Source organism: Paenibacillus sp. KN14-4R (assembly GCF_052180255.1).
Lineage (GTDB): Bacteria > Bacillota > Bacilli > Paenibacillales > NBRC-103111 > Paenibacillus_AM.
In genome coordinates this window covers 1,439,672-1,461,688 of record NZ_CP197466.1, presented here as the reverse complement: position 1 = coordinate 1,461,688, position 22,017 = coordinate 1,439,672, and the positions used below count along the sequence as shown (strand labels likewise).

Sequence of the window (22,017 nt, the reverse complement as noted above, 5' to 3'; positions counted from 1 at the left end):
TTTTCTTGTGCACTCACTAGGATTCACCTCCTTACCAAAGTAAACATCGTCTTTTATTTATTTCATCTTGATCACAGTATGAATACGGAGCACGGCTGCCGCAACTTCACCCGCAGATTGCAGGGCGTGAATTTTTACACGTGTCGGATCGACGACTCCCGCTTCCATCATGTTCATGAGTTCACCTGTATCACAATTAACACCCAGTTCATCGCTGCCAGTTCGTAACTGTTCCGCTCTTAAGGCTTCCACCTTTTCCAATGGATTATAGCCGCTATTAAGCACCATCTGTCCCAAAGGCTTCCTAATTGCGGATGCAACCGCTTGGATACCGAAGCTCTCCATCCCAGTTACGCTTTCCCGTGATTTTTCCACGACTTGTGAAATCGCCATTTCCACCGCGCCACCGCCTGGGACGTATCCGTTACGAACAGCCGCTTGAACGGCAGACGCTGCATCTTTTGCAATGCGAGTACGTTCACCAACGACTTCTTGCGTGGATGCACCCACGATTACCGTAACGTTACGTGCACCTGCGCCACCGCTTATTTTAACAAAATCCAATTGTTCATCGAATAATACATGATCTGCATAACCGAGTCCAGTACGCAGCTCATCGACACTTTTTTTCAGCGCCATGCGGCGCAGCGGCTTCGCTCCTGTATAGGTGCAAAGCGCTTCTAGTTCACGCTTCGCAACACGTTGGAGCACCATAATGCCGTAATCGGAGCAAATCTGCTCCGCTTCTGGATCGACGCCGCGATCAGCGGCGACAAGCCCGACGCCAAGCTCAGCGAGCTTGCGTACATCTTCACGGAATTGTTCGCGAAGATGCATGTATCGCTGGAAGCCCGACTCCGTCACGAGGGCTTCTTCAGCTACTGCTTCGGGCTCCAGCGCATCGCGGAGCACGAGCACCTTCGCGCGGCGCACCTGTTCCGCCGCGCCCGGGTTCATCGGCATCGCCCGCAGGACGATGCCGGGCCACACTTCGCTCACGGCATCGGCGTGAGCGAGCACACTGTCGGAGAAGCGATACGCTTCCTCCGACAATTGCCCGAGGCCGAGCTGCTGCGCGGCATCCATGACCAGCGCCGCGATATCGCCTTGTTCGCGGCCTGCTGTGTACGCGATCCGTGCAAGCATCGGATCGTCGGTCCCTGCTACCGCGCGACTGCGCTCACGCAAGCTGCTGACGGCGCATGCAACGCCGTCTTGCAGCCCGCGCACGACCTTCGCGACCGGAACGCCGCGGGTCACATGCGCTACACACTCGGCGACAAGTGCGCCGGCGAGCACGGTAGCTGTCGTCGTACCATCGCCGACAAAACGCTGCTGCGACTGCGCTACGCCAACCATTAAGCGAGCAGCTGGATGTGTCACATCCATCTTTTCCAGAATCGTGACACCATCATTCGTGATAATAACTTCACCCTGCCCACCAACTAGCATCGTATCAAGTCCTTTAGGACCTAACGTACCTTCCACTGCCGCGCAGATTGCACGAACAGCTCCAGCATTGTTGAGCAGCGTCGCATAAGCTTCCTCACCTTCAACTGCTCCTTGCTTCCATCCACTACTCATGGTTGACCGTGTTCCCTTTCGGTTCAAGACTCATCTAACTAGCTAGATGTGAACGAGATTACCCATTCGTTTTGTACCAGCGTGCAAATGCCTGCTCCAAATTTTTCGAAACATAATCAAGCACACTAATCACCTTGCCATACTCCATTCGGGTCGGTCCTAAAATTCCAATCGTTCCTATCGGTCGATCTTCTATTGAATAAGTAGCTGTAATTAGCGAACAATCATTCATAATTTGCATCGTATTTTCAGTTCCAATCCTCACTTGAACACCAAGCTGCGTATCGGAGAATAGACCAATTAATTTCGGAGCTTCGCCAAGTAAATCCAGGATATTTTTAACCTTGTCGAGATCCTTGAATTCCGGCTGAATCAACATATTCGTCGAACCACTAACAAATATTCGATCCTTATCACCGCCGTGCAAGACATCTTCAACTACGGTTAGTAGTTCATGATAACCAGACACATATTTTCCAAGTTCAGCAGACACTTCATTATAAAGCTTTGACTTGAACTCGAGCAAAGAAACGTTAGTAAGCCTATCATTGAGTAGATTTACTACCGTTTGAATATCGGACATCGACATCCCTGGAGGAATTGTCACCGTTTTATTCTCTACATGCCCTGTATTCGTTACGAATATCGCAACCGCCGTCGTATCTGATAGCGGAACAATTTGCATATGTTTAAGCGTCGTCCCATACACCTCTGGGGCGAGCACAATCGACGTATAATTCGTGAGAGATGAAAGGATCGTAGCCGCATGACCAACGACATCTTCCATTTCTTGAATTTTTTGCGTGAAAAATAGCTTCATCATATTGATCTCTTCCGGGCTTAACGCCCCTTGCTGCACAAGATGATCCACATAATAACGATACCCTTTATTAGAAGGAATGCGCCCTGCAGAAGTATGCGGTTGATCTAAAAAACCCATCTCCTCCAGATCGGACATTTCATTACGAATCGTCGCGGGGCTAAAACCCACATTACCACGTTTGGAAATCGTTCTAGATCCAACCGGCTCGGCGAAACGAATATAGTCATCGACAATAGCGCTTAAGATCATACGCTGGCGTTCCGACAACATAGCAGATACCTCCATTTAAGTTTACGATTTAATCGTTAGCACTCTTCGTCGCTGAGTGCTAAATCATAATACAAAAATAACAGACCCTGAGGTCTGTTGTCAAGTTCATTCCAGCCTATTTAGCACTGCAATTTCATCACAGCAATACTGTTTCTTGCAGTTCACACAATCTCGCCAAACCTTCTCAGGAAACACTTCTTTCGGTACGATTGAAAATCCATTTTTTTGAAAAAAGCCAACTTCGTACGTCAGTGCCATCACTTTTGATATATTTTGACTGCGCGCTTCCGCGAGCAATTCATCCATTAACATTCGGCCAACGCCTTGTCCTTTATATCCATCACTAATACCAAGTGATCGGACTTCAACTAGATCAGGTCCTAACCTAGTAAGTGACCCACATCCAATTAATCCTTCTTCAGCTTCCGCAATGACAAAAGTAGAAAGCTGCTCCATCAACATATCACGCGATCTAGCCAGCATAATACCCTGCTCTGCATACCCCTGAATAATTGTAAATAAAGCGTCCAAATCCTGCTCAGCAGCCTTTCGGCAAGCTACTCCCATGAAGATCCCACCTTTAATCAACCTAGTCAGAAAAGACCGCTGTGTGGATACGCCCGTACAACGCTCTCTAAGGTGAATTAGAGTCTGCATAATTCACTGAATAAATATACAACAAAATTATATATTTATACAAGAGTAAATTTTTCGTCAATTTGATCATCCGCGGTGTGCTTACTCAAAAAGCCAAGTCACTATAGAGAGAAGATGTATCCTACAACACTTCTTCTCTCTTTCGTAACAAGTTTAATAATAGAATCATTGCGTGTTATTCAAGAAACTCACCGAACACTTCGTTACCAAGTAACAATCCACGATCAGTTAAGCAATAAACTCCATCTTCTCTTTGAATAAGAAGTTCTTGAGCCACGAGCTTATCTAGTTTCGAGCCGAATACATCATGCAGCTTTACCCCAAATTGCGCTTCAAAATCGACTGAACGCACACCGCTTAATAGACGAAGACCGACCATCATGAAGTCTTCCATCGCCTCTTTTTCAGATACTTCATTCTTCTCAAGAATCGGCAAACCTTCCATCGCCGCATTAATATAAGGCTGTACACCTTTAATATTCACATGACGCATACCTCGAACATAGCCATGCGCACCGGCTCCAAGTCCATAGTAAGGATGATTCAGCCAATACGTAATATTGTGCATCGACTTTCGCCCTGGACGTGCAAAATTCGAAATTTCATATTGCTCATAGCCCGCCTCTTTCAAGCGTCGCATAATAAGCTCGTACATGTCTAACTCTTCATCCTCATCTGGCAAAGGAAGCTGATTCTTATTAAACAACGTATGGAACAGCGTATTCTCCTCCACTTTCAATGAATAGATCGAATAGTGCTGTAGATCAAGCTTGAGCGCAGCATCCAACGTGGAGTTCATAATGTCCACCGTCTGCTTGGGTAAACCAAACATCAAGTCAATGGATATATTGTCAAAACCAACATCCTTTGCATTCTCAATACTACGATACACATCATCCGTATTATGAATACGCCCGATTCGCTCAAGCAACCCATTATCAAAGGATTGTACACCAAAAGATAACCGATTCACCCCGCCTGCTCGCATCACCGTGAGTTTGTCTTTATCCGTTGTCCCCGGATTCGCTTCCATCGAGAATTCAAGTTCTGGATGATTAAGCGGAAAATACTGACCCACCATACGCAAAAATTTCTCCATCTGTGGAGGTGTCAAAACAGTTGGTGTCCCGCCACCTACAAAGATCGTCTTCACCTCTTCAGGTGGAACCACCGCCACCGTCCGTTCCATTTCTCGTTCTAACGCATCCAAATATGCGTCCACTGGCTGTCCCTGTAACACGAACGAGTTAAAGTCACAGTAAAAACATTTATTCGTACAAAATGGAATGTGTATATAAACTGCCTTCGGCGCTGCTAATCGTACGTTCATTCTAAATACTTCCTTTCATCCTTAGCCAATTAAAGCCCTTATTCTACTTCATTATAGTTATAAAGCTAACCTTCATTGTACATCAAATAGGTCTTATTCCCAAAACAAAAAGAAATGGGTTTAGCGAAACAATGGGAATTACAACGGCAGGTTTTTCAGTCATGTATGCTGCTATAGGTCTATTCATAAGATTCCGATTCACTTTTTTGAAATTTCCCACATAGTCTAGGTAAATAACTAGATCATTAGGGTGGGGACTAACCATGCATGTTATTTCGATTTTATTAGTTGCTTTCGCTTCAAATTTAGATAATTTAGGGGTTGGTATCTCATTCGGGATGAAATCAACCCGTATTCCATTCTTCTCAAATTTGATGATTGCCTTCATCACGATGACTGGGACATTTATATCCATGATCATGGGTGAGTTTCTATCCCAATATGTATCCGAAACTTTCGCGAACATTGCTGGTGCCTCCATTATTGCTTTGATCGGTTTACAAACCATCTGGACCAGTCTACGTCCTAAAAAAGTACTTGATACAACGAAAGAATCTTCCGATCTCGCTAGTGTCATTCGTCATCCAATCAATGCCGATAGCGATCATAATCTTACGATCTCATGGAAAGAATCCCTTGCACTCGGCTTAGCGCTAGCCCTTAACAATATTGCAACTGGTATTGGCGCAGGAGCTACGGGCATATCCCCATTATGGACGACAATCAGCGCAGGGATATTCTCCTTTATATTTGTTGGTGGAGGCGTACGTATCGGCTGCAAAATCAGTAAAACACGCCTAGGCAGTTATTCCAATCTAATCGCCGGCATCGTCCTTGTGGGCATCGCTATCTATGAGGTACTGGTATGAAAAAGCAAAAAACAGGAACCAAAAAAGTTCCTGTTTTTTATTTACCTCCCCTAACCCTGCGAATAGGGGGATATTTATAGAGAAATCATCTTGAGTAGGCAACTCGTCGCCGCCCCCTCAAGCCTTATCTCTACTCCTAGTCGTCAATCCGCAATACCGCCATGAACGCCTCTTGTGGAACCTCCACAGAACCGACTTGCTTCATGCGCTTCTTACCTTCTTTTTGTTTATCGAGCAATTTCCGCTTACGGGAAATGTCACCACCATAACATTTAGCAAGAACGTTCTTACGCATCGCTTTAACCGTCTCACGAGACACGATCTTTTGTCCAATTGCCGCTTGAATCGGCACTTCGAACATTTGACGCGGAATAAGCTCTCTAAGCTTCTCACAAATGATCTTACCACGGTGATAAGCACGATCACGGTGAACGATGAAGGACAACGCATCGACTTGTTCATTGTTAAGCAAGATGTCCATTTTCACGAGATTCGAACGCTTGTATCCAGATAATTCATAATCGAAGGAAGCATAGCCTTTCGTGCTGGACTTCAATTGATCGAAGAAGTCATACACGATCTCGGAAAGTGGCATATTGTAACTCAAAGTTACGCGAGTCGTATCGAGATACTCCATGTTAATAAATTCGCCGCGTTTGCCTTGACACAGCTCCATAATCGCTCCTACGAAATCGTTAGGAACAATGATGGAGGCCTTCACATAAGGCTCCTCTACGAATTCTACACGTTGTGGATCCGGATAATTCGATGGGTTATCAATTTGCATGGATTCCCCGTTCGTTAATGTGATTCTGTATACAACGCTCGGTGCTGTCGTAATAAGTGGAATGTTAAATTCACGCTCAATACGCTCTTGAATAATCTCCATGTGGAGAAGTCCCAAGAAACCGCAACGGAATCCAAAACCTAGCGCAGATGACGTCTCTGGCTCATACGTCAAGGACGCATCGTTAAGCTCAAGCTTTTGAAGTGCTTCACGAAGATCATTGTAATCTTGAGTTTCAATTGGATACAAACCACAGAATACCATTGGGTTAATTTTACGATAACCTGGCAATGGCTCTGGCGCTGGATTAACCGCGTTCGTAATTGTATCCCCGACACGCGTATCGCCCACGTTCTTAATACCCGCTACGACGAAACCAACATCACCAATGTTTAGCTCATCTACCATCGTCATGCGCGGCATAAATGCGCCGACTTCGATAACTTCGAAAATCTTGTTCGTCGCCATGAATTTAATTTTGGAACCTGGACGAATGGAACCGTCCACAACACGCACATACACAATTACGCCTTTATACGCATCATAGTGCGAATCAAAGATCAAAGCTTTAAGCGGCTTCGTATGATCTCCTGTTGGAGCAGGTACCTTCTGGCACACTTGTTCGATGATTTCCTTGATACCAATACCCGCTTTTGCCGAGGCATGTACAGCTTCAGATGCATCAAGACCAATTACATCCTCAATCTCCTGCTTCACACGATCCGGATCCGCACTTGGAAGATCGATTTTATTGATAACTGGTAAAATTTCAAGATTATTATCCAGTGCCAAGTAAACGTTAGCAAGTGTCTGAGCTTCGATCCCTTGTGCCGCATCGACAACAAGCAATGCCCCTTCACAAGCAGCAAGACTTCGTGACACCTCGTATGTGAAATCGACGTGCCCCGGTGTATCAATTAAGTTCAAAATGTAATCTTGTCCGTCCTCCGCACGATAGTTCAATCGTACAGCCTGCAGCTTAATCGTAATGCCACGTTCCCGTTCCAGATCCATTTGATCCAGCACTTGCTCCTGCATTTCGCGAGAAGACAGTGCACCTGTATATTCCAATATCCGATCCGCAAGTGTCGATTTACCATGGTCAATATGAGCAATAATCGAAAAGTTACGAATCTGTTTCTGTCTTGCTTGAATGTCCGTCATGCCTTACCCCCACTAAATTACGCAATAACTTTTATTATATCAGTCAATGGAATAGGCATCAATGTTTTGATCGGTGTTTTCCTTAAAATGCATCGAACAACCCTGCAAAAACAGAGATTACACCTCGCGCGGCCCCTTGCATTAAATCCCCTAATCGATTCCCGATTCCATTCATATTCGAGTTATCTGGTGTATTCACTTTTGTTTTATTGATCGGATCTATCTCCTTCTCCCTAGCTACACGAGCTTTTTGCAGTTCATCTTGAAGCTGTTCTCGTGCCTTGCGTTCCCGTTGAAGCTGAAGCAGTAGTTTCTCGTTCTCCGTGTCTTTCTTCCCAACAATGACTTGATTTGGAACAGGCCCGTTTACACGATCCACACCTTGTTTAGCTACACTAACACCGAACAGAATACAGAACGCCACAAGTGCAACGACCAACAGCATTTTAAAATAAAACCGATGCATGTCAAGCGCACCTCCAAAGCCGTAATGACGGCATAATTTCTACTTTTTATCTGCATTCGGCTCAGCTGCTGGAGCGTCTACCTTTTCCGCTTTAAGAATCACTTGTGAAATGACCTTGGCTAATATATCTGCTGTGCGATAGCACTCCTCTAGTGTGTTACCAGGCCCGCCTATCTCGATTACAGCAAGGTTTGGTGAGAAATTCTGATTGTAAAGACCATCTACTGATTTACCCGATTTTGCATAAACACCCTTAGACAAACCTGGCATTTGATTACCGATCAATTGATGAATTTGATTGGCGAACTCCTCATTCTTTTTCCAATTCGTATTATCTCCACCGATGATAAAATATAACTGGGCATAATCCGTACCGTCTATCGTCACCGTTGTCTTTTTACGTGGTAACGAATCTCGATGGATATCAAAATAAAAATTTAGACTAGGATGAGATGCGAATGCTTCTTTCAATGTATTTAAGGAATATTTATAAGAGTAATTAAAATTAAAGTTTTTGATTGTATTCGGACCATAATTCTCAGTCGAATGAATAACGCCTATACCCGACTTCTCAAGTCCTTGTGCCAGCCGCTGCCCAACGAGTGTTACATTTTTAGTGGAATCATAGGCTTGATCTGGATCTGTAACTCCCTTTTCCTTAAGCTCTGGTAGATAAGATTCTGAACTGTGAGTTTGATAAATGAATGCTACATTACCTCCTGAAACTACCGGTGCAGGTGCTGGCTTAGGTGTAGGCGCAGGTGCTGTTGTGGCTTGTACCTGATCTTGCGTAAACACACGCTCTGGCGGTGTCAAATGCTCGGGTTGACTTGGATTATCCACATCTCCCGGTCTTAGTACTGTTGTATTGCCAATACTCATCCCTGGCATTTCACGAGCCATTAATGATTTCTTATCCTGCGGATCAATATTCGTCAGAAACCGAAACATGAACTGAAACACATTTTTTTGTGAAAAAGTGAATCTCATAGCATCTTTTTGTAGATGCGGCACTTCCATTCCTAGGATATCCACTATAAATTGATTGGATACCGAAGCCATAAGGCCCTTTACCGTTGATACGGGTGAATTGGTTGCTTTGGACTGAATGATGCCCCCAATTCCTATCAATAAAAAAATGGCTAGCGTCGTCATTGTGCTGATGACAAAAATTTTTACTAGTGACCCCGCATTTTGTACACTTTTCCGAATGACGCTTACATTCATAGTGAGTGATACCCATTTCATCCCATATTCCTCCTCTTTCGCTGAAATCGCGAATCGCCTGCCACTCTATCGAATGGAATCTAGTTACTCTCAATCTATGAGCGAAAGAAATAGGATAGAACTGTTTTTTACTAGAAAAAGAAACAAGCACCAAAGTCCACAATTAAGCGGCCTTTGTGCTTGCATGTCATTCCGTAAGAGAAAATCAGCCAGGAATGGCTGGTCAGTTAATGGGTGTAAGCCGACACGTTATTCACATCTACAGCTTCGTGCAGCGCTGCATTTAATCCAGATGCAATAATGTTGGCAATATCCTCGATAAATTCATCAATTTCCTTAGGAGTCACTAACAGATCATGACCAAGTGGGTTCAGCACCTCTTTGACAAGAGCAAGTCGTTCATTCTCCTGCATACTGCCAATCATCCCCATAATAGCGCCAGAGTTACTCGTCTGGGTGTTAAAATGTCCCTGCATCATGTCTATACATGAATTCACAATTGTGGACGCATACACAACGGTAGGTACACCAATGGCGATCACAGGTACACCTAAGATTTCATGTGTGAGTCCTTTACGCTTATTCCCAATTCCAGATCCAGGATGAATCCCGGTATCTGCGATCTGAATCGTCGTATTTACTCGTTCAAGTGCTTTGGATGCAAGGGCGTCTACGGCAATCACAAGGTCGGGCTTAGACTTTTCCACAATACCTTGCACAATCTCACTGCTCTCAATTCCTGTAATCCCAAGAACCCCAGGTGCAACTGCACTTACTGGACGATAGCCCGGGCTTACTTGGTCCGGCATCAGCTCGAAGTAATGTCGCGTGACCATTAAGTTCTCCACAACTAAAGGTCCTAAAGCATCCGGTGTCACATTCCAGTTCCCAAGTCCGATTACAAGTACCTTAGCGCTTTTTGATATACCCATATCCACAAGAAACTTCTCGAAGAGTTTAGCGAACTTTGTTGCCACCCGATCTTGCAGTTCACTATCTTTATTGCGAAGTTCCGGCACCTCGATCGTTATGTAATGTCCTTTCATCTTGCCAATCGTCTGCGCTGCCTGATCGGTCTGCACATGAATATTCGTGACTTTGATGCCTTCTTCATCCGTGAACTCGGATTGCAGACCCGGAATATTCGGTGCAGATCCTCCAGGAACTGTTCCTTTAGAGTCTACTGCCATATCTCTTGCTTCTAATGCGAGATCCGTTCGAACTGCATACATGCTTAAGTCCATCCTAATACCCCTTTTAACGTCATTTGCTTCACTTTTCGTCAACTTGCGTCACCTATTATGTTTATTGTGCGAAAATTACATACTGCTTATTCACGAAAAGAAAGAACAAATGCTTTGCAATGAATGCCGTATGTATAGTAAAATGTCTGGGTGTAGCTCTTGCAATTTAAACATACCCATGATAAACTACTGTAAGTTGTCAACAAAAGAAACGTTGAACGATGTTTATCGAAGTAGGAGGTGAACGTCAATGCCAAACATTAAATCTGCTATTAAAAGAGTAAAAGTTAGCGAAAAGCGCCGTCTTCGCAACGCGTCTCAAAAGTCTGCACTTCGCACAGCTGTGAAAGCTTTTGAAACTACAGTTGCTACAAATAATGTCGATTCCGCAAAAGAAGCTCTAGTACTTGCTTCTAAGAAATTGGACAAGGCAGCTTCCAAAGGATTAATCCATAAAAATGCAGCAGCTCGCAAAAAATCTCGTCTTGCTAAAAAGCTTAATGCTGTTTCTGCACAGGCGTAATAACAGCTACACACATAAGCTAGTCCAGAGGCTCAGTCGAGCAGCTGGGCTTTTTTATGTTGTGCAGCACAAATATAGTGTTCGTGCTGACTCCGAGTTTCCGAAGTTCTCCCCTCGCTGTTGAACATGTATTCTCTAAAATAACAATAGAGTATGAATACATGTTCAAGAAGCGACAGCTTTGCTTTCTATGCTTTCGTTTGGGTCAGGCTAAGCAGGAACATTTCTAGACCTAGCACCTTTTCGATAGCGCCTGTTTTCATTTGGTAATCCAAATCGGCGATGTCGCCTATAATGCGAGAGAGGGATTCGATGTCAAAAGCACGAGCTTGACCCTCCGCAACTTTTACGGCGAATGGATGAAGACCAAGTTGTGAAGCTATTTGGCTCTGTGAATAGCTTTGCTTGCTTAGCTCTTTGACCTGGAGCATGATTCGGAACTGTCTTGCGATCAACATCATGATTTTGATCGGCTCTTCTTTTTGCTTAAGGAGCTGTTCAAGCAGCATGAATGCACGCTCAAGACGAAGTTTCACAACTTCTTCTACAAGTAAGAACACGTTCTGCTCGGCACTACGGACAACCAGCTCATCCACTAGATCCATCGTCACTACCCCGCTACCACCCAAGTATAACGAAAGCTTCTCAATCTCTGCCGCTAACGCTTGAAGGTTTCCTCCTGTGCATAAGATCAGCTGATCAAGCGCCCCATTCTCAAAGCTGAACCCGGCTTTCGCTGCACCTTTTAAAACCCAGTCTTGCACACCTTCAGCCGATAAAGAGAGGAAAGGCAGTGCAGCATCCATTGTTTTTATGGTTTTTACAATTGTCTTGCGTTCATCCAGCTTATCTGCATCAACAATGAATACAATTATCGAATAATCAACAGGTGATTTTAAATAAGAAGTTAATTTATCTAGATTGTGATCGACTTTACTCTGATCTCTCGCCCCTGTAAAAAAAGTAGCATTTTTTGCAATAACGATTTTACGTGGAACCATGAATGGTAACGTCTCTGCATCTTCGATCACAGTATCGATCGAAGTCTCTGATAAATCGAACTTGCTAATCGCAAACTCACGATGCTCCGGCTCAATAAGCTTCGTTGTCATAAATTCAATGAATTGTTGCATCAAATATTTTTCAGGGCCGTAACATAAGTAGATAGGAAGTGTGTTTCCTGCACCTATGTCTTTAGCCACCTTACGATAATCCATAACGTTATCTCACCTCTTGTATCTATCTTAACAATGACAAAGGGATTACGTCAAAACGTTGTCGTTTTGACGCAATCCCTTTGCCCGAGCAGAAGATTCCACATGATTGCCATGCGGTGGAAGCATCTATTTAAACATCCCCACGAATAGCTCTAGAAACGATTCGTGAGATGGCGTAGTGCTTCGACTTAAAGTAGTTTATATTCCAATATACGCATTTCCTTGCACTTGGTGCAAGATTGATCCGAAATAATGAATCATTTTATTTGCCGCTCTATTCTTAAGTTCAAATCAATTGAAAATACATGCGTTTTATTCCCTTTCGCCACTTCATACTGAAAGGTTGTCTCCGAAACCCATCCAATTGGTGTAACGGACTCCTTATCAGACCATAACCGTAGGGAAGCAAATAAAGTCTCATGGGTTGTAAGCGTTGTAATCGAAACTCTTTTATCCTTAATTTCAGCCACATACAGATGATTCGCAATCCGTATATCATTGTTGATCTCCGGAAGCAGCTTACCGTTTATTCGGGGAACATTGAATCCTCTAATCGAGTCTGATAAATTCAAATTTTCTTTTACAGTCGAATCATCACTCACATGATCAGATTTATCTTTTTCAGCGTCATCTTGCTTAGTCGCTTCTGGTGATGGGGATATCGTTGAAGTTGGAGTCGATTCAACTTTCTTTTTTTCAACAGGCACCGATTCTGCATCTCGTTGATCCGTAGGCGGTTGTTTGACTGCTCCCTTATGATTATCAAGTGTAGATACTTTGGCATCTTTCTTCTCTTCAGGAGTTGGTGAAGGATTAATGCTCGGCAAACCTTCTTTATGCTCAGATTCAGCAGACAATTTCGATTCACCTGAAGCCTGCTCCTGCTGTGAAGGTGTATTCGCCTCACTCGATAACTTACTTGGTAAAGATGTTGGAGGGGCAACAACTTTAGGCTGCTGAGTTGGATCCGCAGTCGCTTTTTCAGGTAAGCGTTTAGACGCATCTGTAGATTCATCTTTACTAAGGTTTGATCCAATCGACGAAAGCTTCGGATCCTGCAGTGACTGATCATTCCAAATAAACAAGACAGCCGCGCATCCTGCTGCCGCAACAGCTCCTACCAACTTCCAAGATATGTATGAAGACAAACGTTGTGCCCAAGGTACATTTTGCTTCTTAGCAACTTCATTCTCGATAACAAGAGCTGCGCTTTCTTCTCGCTTGTTGTTTCTCTCATCCAGTTCCGCAAGCTTCGGCAATATTGCATCAACAAGGCTGTAACGAGGATTCACTTTGGGTAGCTGTTCAAGCTCGAATGCAAGCAGCTTCATCCGCTGCAGCAATTCCGCACATTCATGACAGCTCTGCGCATGAGCGAGAAGCTCCCGTTCTTCTAGCTGCTCAAGGTCATTATCGACATATCTCTGGATCCATTCAGTTGCTTTCTCGCAATTCATCCCCGGACACCTCCGTTCTGATACTCTTTAAGTAGGTTTTGAAGTTGCTGCCTTGCACGGAATAAGTAAGACTTAACCGTATTCAAAGGCAAATCCAAGCTTTCCGCGATTTCATTATATGAAAAATCTTGCAAATACCGAAGTACGATAACGGTACGATGATGCTCAGGCAGCTTTTCAATTGCCTCCCTTACATCTTTGGCAACATATGTAGACATGACTTCAGATTCGACATCTTTACTATATATAAATTGCATATCATTTTCTTCAATGGAAACCTGCGGACGCTTTTTACGAAATTTATCGATACAAATATTCGTTACAATTCGCTGAACCCATGTTTTGAATAATGCCTTTTCTTCGTATGAATGAATCTTCGTATAAATCCGAATGAGAGCTTCTTGTGAAGCATCGAGAGCATCCTGCTCATTGCCTAGAATATAAAAAGCGGTGCGGTAGACGTGTGTCTCAATGTCTCGCAACAAGGTGATAAGAGCCTCCCGATCCCCCGATTGAGCCTCCCTTACAAGTTCTGCCGCAATCAATGGGATTCCTCCTCTCCCGCAACCTAACAGACGAACGTGCCATCTAAAAAGTTGCGCTTTCCTCGAAATTAATCAATATTTTCCTATCTAGAATAGCAAAAAAATGACCAAATCTCAAAATTCCTTAATTCAGGGTATATTTGGTCCTCCATACGATCTTGCCCTTTTGAACAATTGCTTGGACCTCACCCATTCGATCTGTTCGAAAAATAAAACTATTTGCAGTCAAAAGTCGCTGTAATGCAGCATCAGAAGGATGACCATAGCTATTCTTTTCACCAACAGAAATAACTGCCACTTTGGGCTTCCACCATTGCAACCATTCATTAGAGGTGGAATTCTTAGATCCGTGGTGTGCTACTTTTAATACATCTATCTCCCCGAAAGGATTCACTTGATTGTTCTGCTGCCAAGTTTTGAGCAATTGGGACTCTGTAGGTGTTCCCAAGTCTCCACCAAATAACCACCGCGTTCCTGCCATTTCTAGTATAAAAACAACTGAACTTTCATTCTGATCTTCCTGAATGGAGATAGCAGTTCCTGTTGCAGAAGGGTGTGGATACAGAATGTGGAGTTTTGTCTGTCCATCGATTGTGATGGATTGACCACTTTGGGCTTTTTGAAGTGGAATCGATTTCGCAAGTACAGCCTGGAACAATGCTTCATTGCCTGCTGACGGCTTATAGGTTCCATTAAAAATAAATTGTTTCACAGGGATGTCCTGTAGAACAGCAGCAAGCCCTCCAGCATGGTCGGCATCCTCATGACTCAGAAAGACCCAATCCAGTTCATGCACACCACGTTTCTTAAGAAGCGGAACGAGCAGCTTACGTCCGACTTCATATGGATCTTTACGAATTCGCCACTCTTCACCCGGTTTACGAAAGCTAACTGTTCCGCCTCCATCAATTAACAGATGCTTTCCTGCAGGCGTTCGAATGAGAATGGAGTCGCCCTGACCAACATTAATAAAATGCACTTCACCTTGCTTGTCCCAGCGATCTGGCGTGTATCCAATAGTTAGAACCATGATAAGTGCACCTACCGTTAGAATCGAACCGGCACGTGCTATTTTCCGAAATAATATCATCTTTCCCCTAGCTGCAATCATATCACTTGGCTCTATATTGGACCTTCGATATGACATCCATTTTGCAATAAATGCATACATGACAAGTAAGATGCAAAAGTAGGTCAGAATCCAGATCAATGAAGGTGAAGGCCAGATCAAAGAACCTTTCCACTTCCCCATCCAATCCATGATATGAAATAAGATCGTATTAAGGAACCCCAGCAGAGTACCTAAAAGCTTTCCGATCGGAAGCCACATTAGCCCTACTATTAAGGCCAGTAAGCCCACAGGATATACAACTAAAGAAAACACGGGGACAAGTAATAGATTAGCAACTGGAGATAACATCGAGAATTGATTGAAGTAATAGATCGATAAAGGAAAAGAAACAAGCTGCGACACCCCCATCACAGCTAGCGCACCATACAGTTTAGGATGGGAAGAAGGAAGCAGCTTTGTCACACGCGGTACGGCCCAAATTAACCCGGCAGTTGCGATAAAAGATAATTGAAATGAAACATCAAGAATCATATAAGGTTCCCAGATCAGTAAGGCTATCGCAACGAGGCACAGTATATTTAGAACATCCTTCACGTATCCTTGGCGTGTTGCCCAAAGACCGATCATTGCCATCGCTCCCGCACGAACGATGGACGGAGAAGCACCAGTTAATAAAATGTAGGGAGGCATTAAACAGATACTGACAAGCAAATAAGTTTCCTTGGAAAAGCGACATCGCTTTAGTAACGCAATGATCGCTCCCAAGAAAACTGCTACATTCAGCCCTGAAATTGCAATGATATGGGTGAGTCCAAGTGATGAAAATTGGTTGAAACGGTCTGGTTCCAGCGCATCATTCATCCCGAGAAGCATGCCTTTCATAAGCGGAGCATGCTCTTTCGCGAAGATCTGATCTAGGTGGGCTGCGAGGAAATCTCGCAGTCTATCGGTTTGGCGCAAGAGTTGAACTGCGCTGAAGGTCTGTGGTGCTGCCTCAACTGTGACGGAGGCCGCACTTTTGGCTGTGAGCATCCAGTGGATACGATGCTCGCGAAGATAGCGGCGGTAATCGAAGCCGCCGAAGTTCTGCGCAGGCGAGGGGCGCTGCAAGGTAGAGCGGATACTAATCCGATCTCCGCGCCTCCATGTGCCAGCGGTGGCTTGCTCCACCTTCTGGGCGAGGCGGATGGAGATCTGCATGCGCTCCTTAATAGGTAGTGATGTATGGACGGAGCTTGAACCGATATTTGTCTGGCTCGCAGCAAGATCAGAGTCTCCTACGGGCAAGATTTCATTTGCCTTAAGTGTAAAAGTAACCTTATCCCCGTCAACTTCAACTGGGGAATCGATCATTCCTTTTACAGTCAACTCGCTCCCCTCCAAATTTGAATGCTCAGTCTGACTGTTCCACCCAGGCAAAGTAGTCTGATTCCTATTATCATTACCATGGTAATATCCAATCGCGATGACTACAATGAGTGCTACTGTTATTTTTTCACGATGAGGCAAGCAAAGCACATGGACAAGGATACAACATAGTGCTGCGAGACCTGCCGCGACATACCCAAAACTTGTCCATTCCATATAAATTTGCAATCCATACCCGATGACCCATGCAATTGTTATCCATACTACACTATTCTTCATATATGTACTTTCCTTTCTCTTTAAACTTTCAGCCAAACAAACACAAAAAACACCTCACTTCTGCTATTGCAAAAATGAGGTGCTTCCTCTTCATTCCTGTTATTGGGTTATTTATTTCTATTAATTCGTAACGACACTCACAGTGCCAACCGGTGGCTCGTAAGCTGCGATTTGTCGGAAAATAATGTGTCGGGTACGCATCAATTCACTCACTTTACTGCTATCTTTCGGATAGGCTCGATCGTACACGATTTCCTTTACACCTGAATTCGCGAGCATGTTCGCACAAGTCCAGCAAGGCTGATCTGTGACGTACACAGTTGCACCTTCTCGGTTGTGCATATCTGTGAAAAGCAGTAAATTCTGCTCAGCGTGGATCGTACGAATGCAGCGTTCTTTGCGAATCATTTCTTCTTTGCTATCGACTATCTTTAATTCGTACTCTTCGACAAGCATACAACCTGCCTCTGAGCAATCGGGTACTCCCATTGGTGCACCATTATATGCGGTGCCTAGCAACTTTTTCCCTTTGACTAACACAGCACCGACATGACGTCGGTCACAGCGCGAGCGAGTAGAAGCCATATAGGCGATGTCCATAAAGTATGTGTCCCAATCTTTCCTCATTGCCATAATACCACCTACCATCCATTTAAAGGGCTTTGTGCTTATTTTCTCATATTTTGGTCGAGATGGGAAGGAAGGTCGCAAAGGTTTATTTGCCTTGTACATAGACATGCGATTCGAGTTTAGCCAACATTTTTTCACCAATACCTTTCACCGCATCGAGGTCTTTGACGGATTTAAAACCACCTTTGGATTGGCGGTATTCGATGATCGCTTGCGCTTTGCTTGGACCAATACCTGGTAGAGTTTCTAGTTGAGCAGCGGTGGCAGTGTTTAAGTTTATTTTACCTTGAGATGGTTTGGCTGCAGATTCTCCTGATTTTGAGGCAGGCTTAGCAGTTGTCGACTTAGGTGCTCCGCTCTGATCTGCACTAGAATGATCATTGGCTTGCTCAGATTGTTCTTGATTGGACGCTTGATTATTAGAAGCTTGTGAATCTAAGATGCCATTTGAATTTGGATTGGAGTCCACTGAGCTATTGGAAAGCTTGCTATTCGGAGAAGTTCCTGCTTTGTTGTCTTTGAGATTTCCCTGCTGCTGTAAGAGTGTGTTCATCTCTTGATTCACTTCATTAAATCCTTGTGTCAACGGATTCGCATTGCTCGATGAAACGAGCATATAAATGGTTACTCCAATCCCACCGAATACGAGTAAGAACCAGAGCATCATTTTTTTCGATAATAAATACAATAAACTAACCTCCATTTATAAAAGATAAAATATGCAGACTAAACGAATGATGACAAGCTATGTCACATATATATGAAGAAATAAATTGGGTCGTCTTTGATGTTCCGGGAGGGGATTTTGATGAGAGTCGGCTTCATTGGCACCGGCAGCATGGGAAGCATTTTAATAGAAGCATTCATTCAGTCGGGAGCCTTAGCTCCACAGCAAATCATCGCAGGAAATCGAACCCTACATAAAGTGCAGCAGCTTGCCGAACGATTTCCAGGACTAAGGGTTGCGCGCTCTAATATTGAGGTCGTGCTGGACAGCGATATTATTTTTCTATGCGTGAAACCTATTGAATTTAAAAAAGTGATTGATGAGATTCGCAAAATTATATTACCGACGCAAACGATCGTATCCATTACCTCATCTGTCTTAATCAAGCATCTCGAAAACCAAATGGCTTGCAAAATTGCCAAAGTCATCCCAAGTATCACGAACTTGGTCCTAAGTGGTGCTACGCTATGTATGTACAGTGAAAGAATGCAGCCAGAGGATATTGAAGAATTAGAGAACTTGCTTGCTAACATCTCTGCTCCTATACGAGTTGCAGAAGACCTTACACGGATCTGCTCCGATTTATCTAGTTGCGGGCCTGCTTTTATGACATTTGTTCTGCAAAAATTTATTAATGCAGCCATTGAAGAAACAGGCATCCCTTCGGATAAAGCGACGGCTCTTGCATCTGAAATGCTGCTTGGAACAGGAAAATTATTAACAACTGGTGGGCTTGATCCGATAACGGTTCAGAATCGGGTGTCCGTGCCAGGGGGAATAACTGCTGAAGGACTTCGCATGATGGAGGGCGAGCTCATTGATGTGTTCAACAAGCTCGTTCGCATCACTCATGCCAAGTATGAAGAAGATTTAGAGAAGGTCGAGTCCCTGTTCACCACGAAAAAGCAATAACGATTCGTTTCCTAACGAGGGACCCTCTTTCATTCGGATTAGCCTACAACGATGTTGACAAGCTTACCTTTTACAACGATTACTTTACGAACGGTTTTGCCTACACTTGCTTCTTGGACTTTTTCCAATCCATGTGCAAGTTCTTGCATTTCGGCTTCGCCAAGTTCTTTGGAGATCATGACACGCTCTACGATTTTACCATTGACTTGAACGACGATTTCCACTTCGTTATCTACAGTCCATGCTTCATCGTAAGAAGGCCACTGTACGTACGTAATGGACTGCGTGCCGCCTAATTTTGCCCATAACTCTTCTGCAATGTGCGGCGCAATTGGGGAAAGCATTTGAACGAAGTTTTTCATCGCTTCAAGCGGAAGCACTTCTGTCTTATAAGCTTCATTCACAAAAATCATCATTTGTGAAATGGCTGTGTTAAACCGTAGGCCTTCCAAGTCCTCGGTTATTTTTTTGATCGAACGGTGCCATACGCGCTTAAATGCATCGCTGCCTGCGGAAGCATCATCGGTAATTTTTTCGTTCGACTTACCTGTCGACTCATCAATGAACAAGCGCCAGATCCGAGCTAAGAAGCGGTAGGATCCTTCTACGCCGTTCTCATTCCAAGGCTTCGTTGCTTCAAGAGGTCCCATGAACATCTCATACATGCGAAGCGTATCCGCACCAAAGTTGTTCACGATCTCATCTGGATTCACGACGTTGCCGCGAGACTTACTCATTTTCTCATTATTCGTACCCAAGATCATCCCTTGATTGACTAGCTTGTGGAACGGCTCTTTTGTTGTTACAACACCTAGATCGTACAATACTTTGTGCCAGAAACGAGCGTACAGTAAGTGAAGAACCGCGTGCTCTGCACCACCAATGTAAAGATCAACCGGCAGCCATTTTTCCAACAATTCAGGCGCGCACAGCTGCTCATTGTTGTGCGGATCGATATATCGCAAGTAGTACCAGCACGAACCTGCCCATTGCGGCATCGTATTCGTTTCACGACGTGCTTTCATACCTGTCTCAGGGTCAATTGTATTCACCCAATCCGTCGCATTGGCAAGCGGTGATTCCCCTGTTCCAGATGGCGTGATCGTTTCCATCTCCGGCAGCATAAGCGGCAATTCGGATTCTGGAACGGTCTTCATTGTGCCATCTTCCAAGTGAATGATCGGAATCGGCTCACCCCAGTAACGTTGACGGGAGAACAACCAATCACGTAAGCGGTAAGTCACTTTGCCTTGGCCTTTACCGTTTGCTTCCAACCACTCGATCATGCGAGCCATTGCATCTACATTGTTCAAACCGTTCAAGATGTCAGAATTCACGTGCGGACCATCGCCAGCATATGCTTCTTCTTGCACATTACCGCCAGAAACAACTTCAATGATTGGAAGATCGAAAGTCTTCGCGAATTCCCAGTCACGCTCATCATGCGCCGGAACCGCCATGATTGCACCTGTACCGTACCCAGCAAGTACATAGTCTGCAATCCAGATTGGTGTTTTTACGCCATTAACGGGGTTAATCGCATATGCACCAGTGAATACACCGGATTTTTCCTTCGCCAAGTCTGTACGCTCCAAGTCACTCTTACGAGCGGCTTGCTCTTGGTACGCTTTAACTGCTCCTTCTTGCTCAGGCGTTGTAATACGTGCCACAAGATCATGTTCAGGAGCAAGTACGCAATAAGTCGCACCGAACAATGTATCTGGACGCGTTGTAAATACGACCAATTCGGAATCTGCGTGCCCATCAATTGCAAAACGAACTTCTGCACCTTTGGACTTGCCGATCCAGTTGCGCTGCATATCTTTGATGCTTTCCGCCCAATCCAATTCTTCCAAATCTTCAAGCAGGCGCTCTGCATATTCCGTAATCTTCAAGATCCATTGACGCATCGGCTTACGAATCACCGGGTGACCACCGCGCTCGGACAAGCCATCGATGACTTCTTCGTTCGCAAGTACGGTGCCAAGTGCTGGACACCAGTTCACAGGCACTTCATCTACGTAAGCAAGACCTTTGTTATACAACTGAATGAAAATCCATTGCGTCCATTTGTAATATTCAGGGTCTGTTGTGGAAATCTCACGATCCCAATCGTAGGAGAAACCTAATGATTTAATTTGAGCACGGAATGTATTAATATTTTCCACGGTAAATCCAAGCGGGTGTTTCCCGGTATCAAGTGCATACTGCTCAGCAGGTAGACCGAACGCATCCCAGCCCATTGGGTGAAGCACATTAAAGCCTTTCATACGCTTATATCTTGACACGATGTCAGTTGCTGTGTAACCTTCTGGGTGACCTACATGCAGCCCCGCTCCAGATGGATAAGGAAACATGTCTAGTGCATAAAATTTAGGCTTGCTCTCATCATCAAGCACCTTGAAGGATTTATGTTCATCCCAATATTTTTGCCATCTTGGTTCCAATTCAATTGCATTGTAGCCAAATTGCTCTCTCTCTGTCATACGACTTCCTCCTCAATTCATCAATAGCTTGTTATAAAAATCAAAAAAACCTCGCGCCTCTAGCTTAATAGCTAGGGACGAGAGGTTATATTCCCGTGGTACCACCCTAGTTAACAACCGGCATGCTTTGCCAGTGTTCACTCGATCCCCTTAACGCGGGGTGTTCGTTCCAGCTAGGAATGAAACTTCAAAAGATCCATTCGTTCACTTTCAAGCTCCATGGCGAGTTCGCGACGACCGTCTATCGGCTTCCACCATCCGCCGACTCTCTGTGCAGTCCGTTCAATCGTTACTTTTCCATATCCACTTCGATTATATCTTGCATTTTGTAATTGATTATATGTAAAAATGTCCCTAGATGTCAAGAACCTGACGCTTTA

The 22,017-nt window shown here is 44.4% G+C and carries 19 protein-coding genes; 3 read left to right on the top strand and 16 right to left on the bottom strand.

All coding sequences use genetic code 11. The features are described 5' to 3' along the window. Positions 1–57 precede the first annotated feature (57 nt). The 4 genes from ACSBOP_RS06840 to hemW all read right to left on the bottom strand — a co-directional run bounded on the left by ACSBOP_RS06840 (position 58) and on the right by hemW (position 4,664). Complete coding sequence (locus ACSBOP_RS06840; RefSeq protein ID WP_442603677.1) at positions 58–1,584, bottom strand: TCP-1/cpn60 chaperonin family protein; 1,527 nt, start codon at positions 1,582–1,584, stop codon at positions 58–60. A gap of 58 nt (positions 1,585–1,642) precedes the next feature. After that, a complete protein-coding gene (hrcA, locus tag ACSBOP_RS06835) occupies positions 1,643–2,677 on the bottom strand; it encodes a heat-inducible transcriptional repressor HrcA (RefSeq protein ID WP_442603676.1) in 1,035 nt (344 codons plus the stop codon). Between the two features lie 105 nt (positions 2,678–2,782). After that, positions 2,783–3,244 (bottom strand): N-acetyltransferase, encoded by a 462-nt coding sequence (locus ACSBOP_RS06830; RefSeq protein ID WP_442603675.1) that lies wholly within the window; start codon positions 3,242–3,244, stop codon positions 2,783–2,785. A gap of 265 nt (positions 3,245–3,509) precedes the next feature. Then, positions 3,510–4,664, bottom strand: a complete 1,155-nt coding sequence (hemW, locus tag ACSBOP_RS06825) for a radical SAM family heme chaperone HemW (RefSeq protein ID WP_442603674.1) — start codon at positions 4,662–4,664, stop codon at positions 3,510–3,512. A gap of 263 nt (positions 4,665–4,927) precedes the next feature. On the opposite strand from hemW, the gene ytaF reads away from it, so the two are divergent. Further along, positions 4,928–5,533 (top strand): sporulation membrane protein YtaF, encoded by a 606-nt coding sequence (ytaF, locus tag ACSBOP_RS06820; RefSeq protein ID WP_442603673.1) that lies wholly within the window; start codon positions 4,928–4,930, stop codon positions 5,531–5,533. Between the two features lie 136 nt (positions 5,534–5,669). On the opposite strand, the gene lepA is transcribed toward ytaF, so the two are convergent. The 4 genes from lepA to gpr form a co-directional block, all read right to left on the bottom strand. Further along, complete coding sequence (lepA, locus tag ACSBOP_RS06815; protein ID WP_442603672.1) at positions 5,670–7,484, bottom strand: translation elongation factor 4; 1,815 nt, start codon at positions 7,482–7,484, stop codon at positions 5,670–5,672. Between the two features lie 82 nt (positions 7,485–7,566). Next, on the bottom strand, positions 7,567–7,950 hold the full coding sequence (locus ACSBOP_RS06810) for a hypothetical protein (protein ID WP_442603671.1): 384 nt from the start codon (positions 7,948–7,950) through the stop codon (positions 7,567–7,569). Between the two features lie 39 nt (positions 7,951–7,989). Next, positions 7,990–9,198 carry a stage II sporulation protein P gene (gene spoIIP / locus ACSBOP_RS06805; RefSeq protein ID WP_442603670.1) on the bottom strand — a complete coding sequence of 403 codons (1,209 nt, stop codon included), beginning with the start codon at positions 9,196–9,198 and terminating at the stop codon, positions 7,990–7,992. Between the two features lie 206 nt (positions 9,199–9,404). Beyond that, positions 9,405–10,427 carry a GPR endopeptidase gene (gene gpr, locus ACSBOP_RS06800; RefSeq protein WP_442604404.1) on the bottom strand — a complete coding sequence of 341 codons (1,023 nt, stop codon included), beginning with the start codon at positions 10,425–10,427 and terminating at the stop codon, positions 9,405–9,407. A 244-nt stretch (positions 10,428–10,671) separates the two neighbouring features. Between gpr and rpsT the strand changes: the two genes are divergently transcribed. Further along, a complete protein-coding gene (gene rpsT / locus ACSBOP_RS06795; RefSeq protein WP_442603669.1) occupies positions 10,672–10,944 on the top strand; it encodes a 30S ribosomal protein S20 in 273 nt (90 codons plus the stop codon). A gap of 188 nt (positions 10,945–11,132) precedes the next feature. Here the strand turns inward: rpsT and holA are convergent, their stop codons facing one another. From holA to ACSBOP_RS06765, 6 genes are all read right to left on the bottom strand, one after another. Next, on the bottom strand, positions 11,133–12,161 hold the full coding sequence (gene holA, locus ACSBOP_RS06790; protein ID WP_442603668.1) for a DNA polymerase III subunit delta: 1,029 nt from the start codon (positions 12,159–12,161) through the stop codon (positions 11,133–11,135). Positions 12,162–12,418: 257 nt separating this feature from the next. Then, a complete protein-coding gene (locus ACSBOP_RS06785) occupies positions 12,419–13,618 on the bottom strand; it encodes a zf-HC2 domain-containing protein (protein WP_442603667.1) in 1,200 nt (399 codons plus the stop codon). Beyond that, positions 13,615–14,163: an RNA polymerase sigma factor gene (locus ACSBOP_RS06780; protein WP_442603666.1), complete on the bottom strand. Its 549-nt coding sequence runs from the start codon at positions 14,161–14,163 to the stop codon at positions 13,615–13,617. Before ACSBOP_RS06780 ends, ACSBOP_RS06785 begins: the two co-directional genes overlap by 4 nt. 124 nt (positions 14,164–14,287) lie before the next feature. Then, on the bottom strand, positions 14,288–16,882 hold the full coding sequence (locus ACSBOP_RS06775) for a DNA internalization-related competence protein ComEC/Rec2 (protein WP_442603665.1): 2,595 nt from the start codon (positions 16,880–16,882) through the stop codon (positions 14,288–14,290). Positions 16,883–17,002: 120 nt separating this feature from the next. After that, positions 17,003–17,515, bottom strand: a complete 513-nt coding sequence (locus ACSBOP_RS06770; RefSeq protein ID WP_442603664.1) for a deoxycytidylate deaminase — start codon at positions 17,513–17,515, stop codon at positions 17,003–17,005. A gap of 82 nt (positions 17,516–17,597) precedes the next feature. Beyond that, positions 17,598–18,200 (bottom strand): ComEA family DNA-binding protein, encoded by a 603-nt coding sequence (locus ACSBOP_RS06765; protein ID WP_442603663.1) that lies wholly within the window; start codon positions 18,198–18,200, stop codon positions 17,598–17,600. Between the two features lie 120 nt (positions 18,201–18,320). Between ACSBOP_RS06765 and comER the strand changes: the two genes are divergently transcribed. Then, a complete protein-coding gene (comER, locus tag ACSBOP_RS06760) occupies positions 18,321–19,151 on the top strand; it encodes a late competence protein ComER (protein ID WP_442603662.1) in 831 nt (276 codons plus the stop codon). Positions 19,152–19,189: 38 nt separating this feature from the next. Here comER and leuS read toward each other — a convergent pair whose 3' ends face one another. Together leuS and ACSBOP_RS06750 are read right to left on the bottom strand one after the other, a co-directional pair. Beyond that, a complete protein-coding gene (leuS, locus tag ACSBOP_RS06755; RefSeq protein ID WP_442603661.1) occupies positions 19,190–21,637 on the bottom strand; it encodes a leucine--tRNA ligase in 2,448 nt (815 codons plus the stop codon). Positions 21,638–21,810: 173 nt separating this feature from the next. Continuing rightward, positions 21,811–22,002, bottom strand: a complete 192-nt coding sequence (locus ACSBOP_RS06750) for a hypothetical protein (RefSeq protein ID WP_442603660.1) — start codon at positions 22,000–22,002, stop codon at positions 21,811–21,813. Positions 22,003–22,017: the final 15 nt, after the last annotated feature.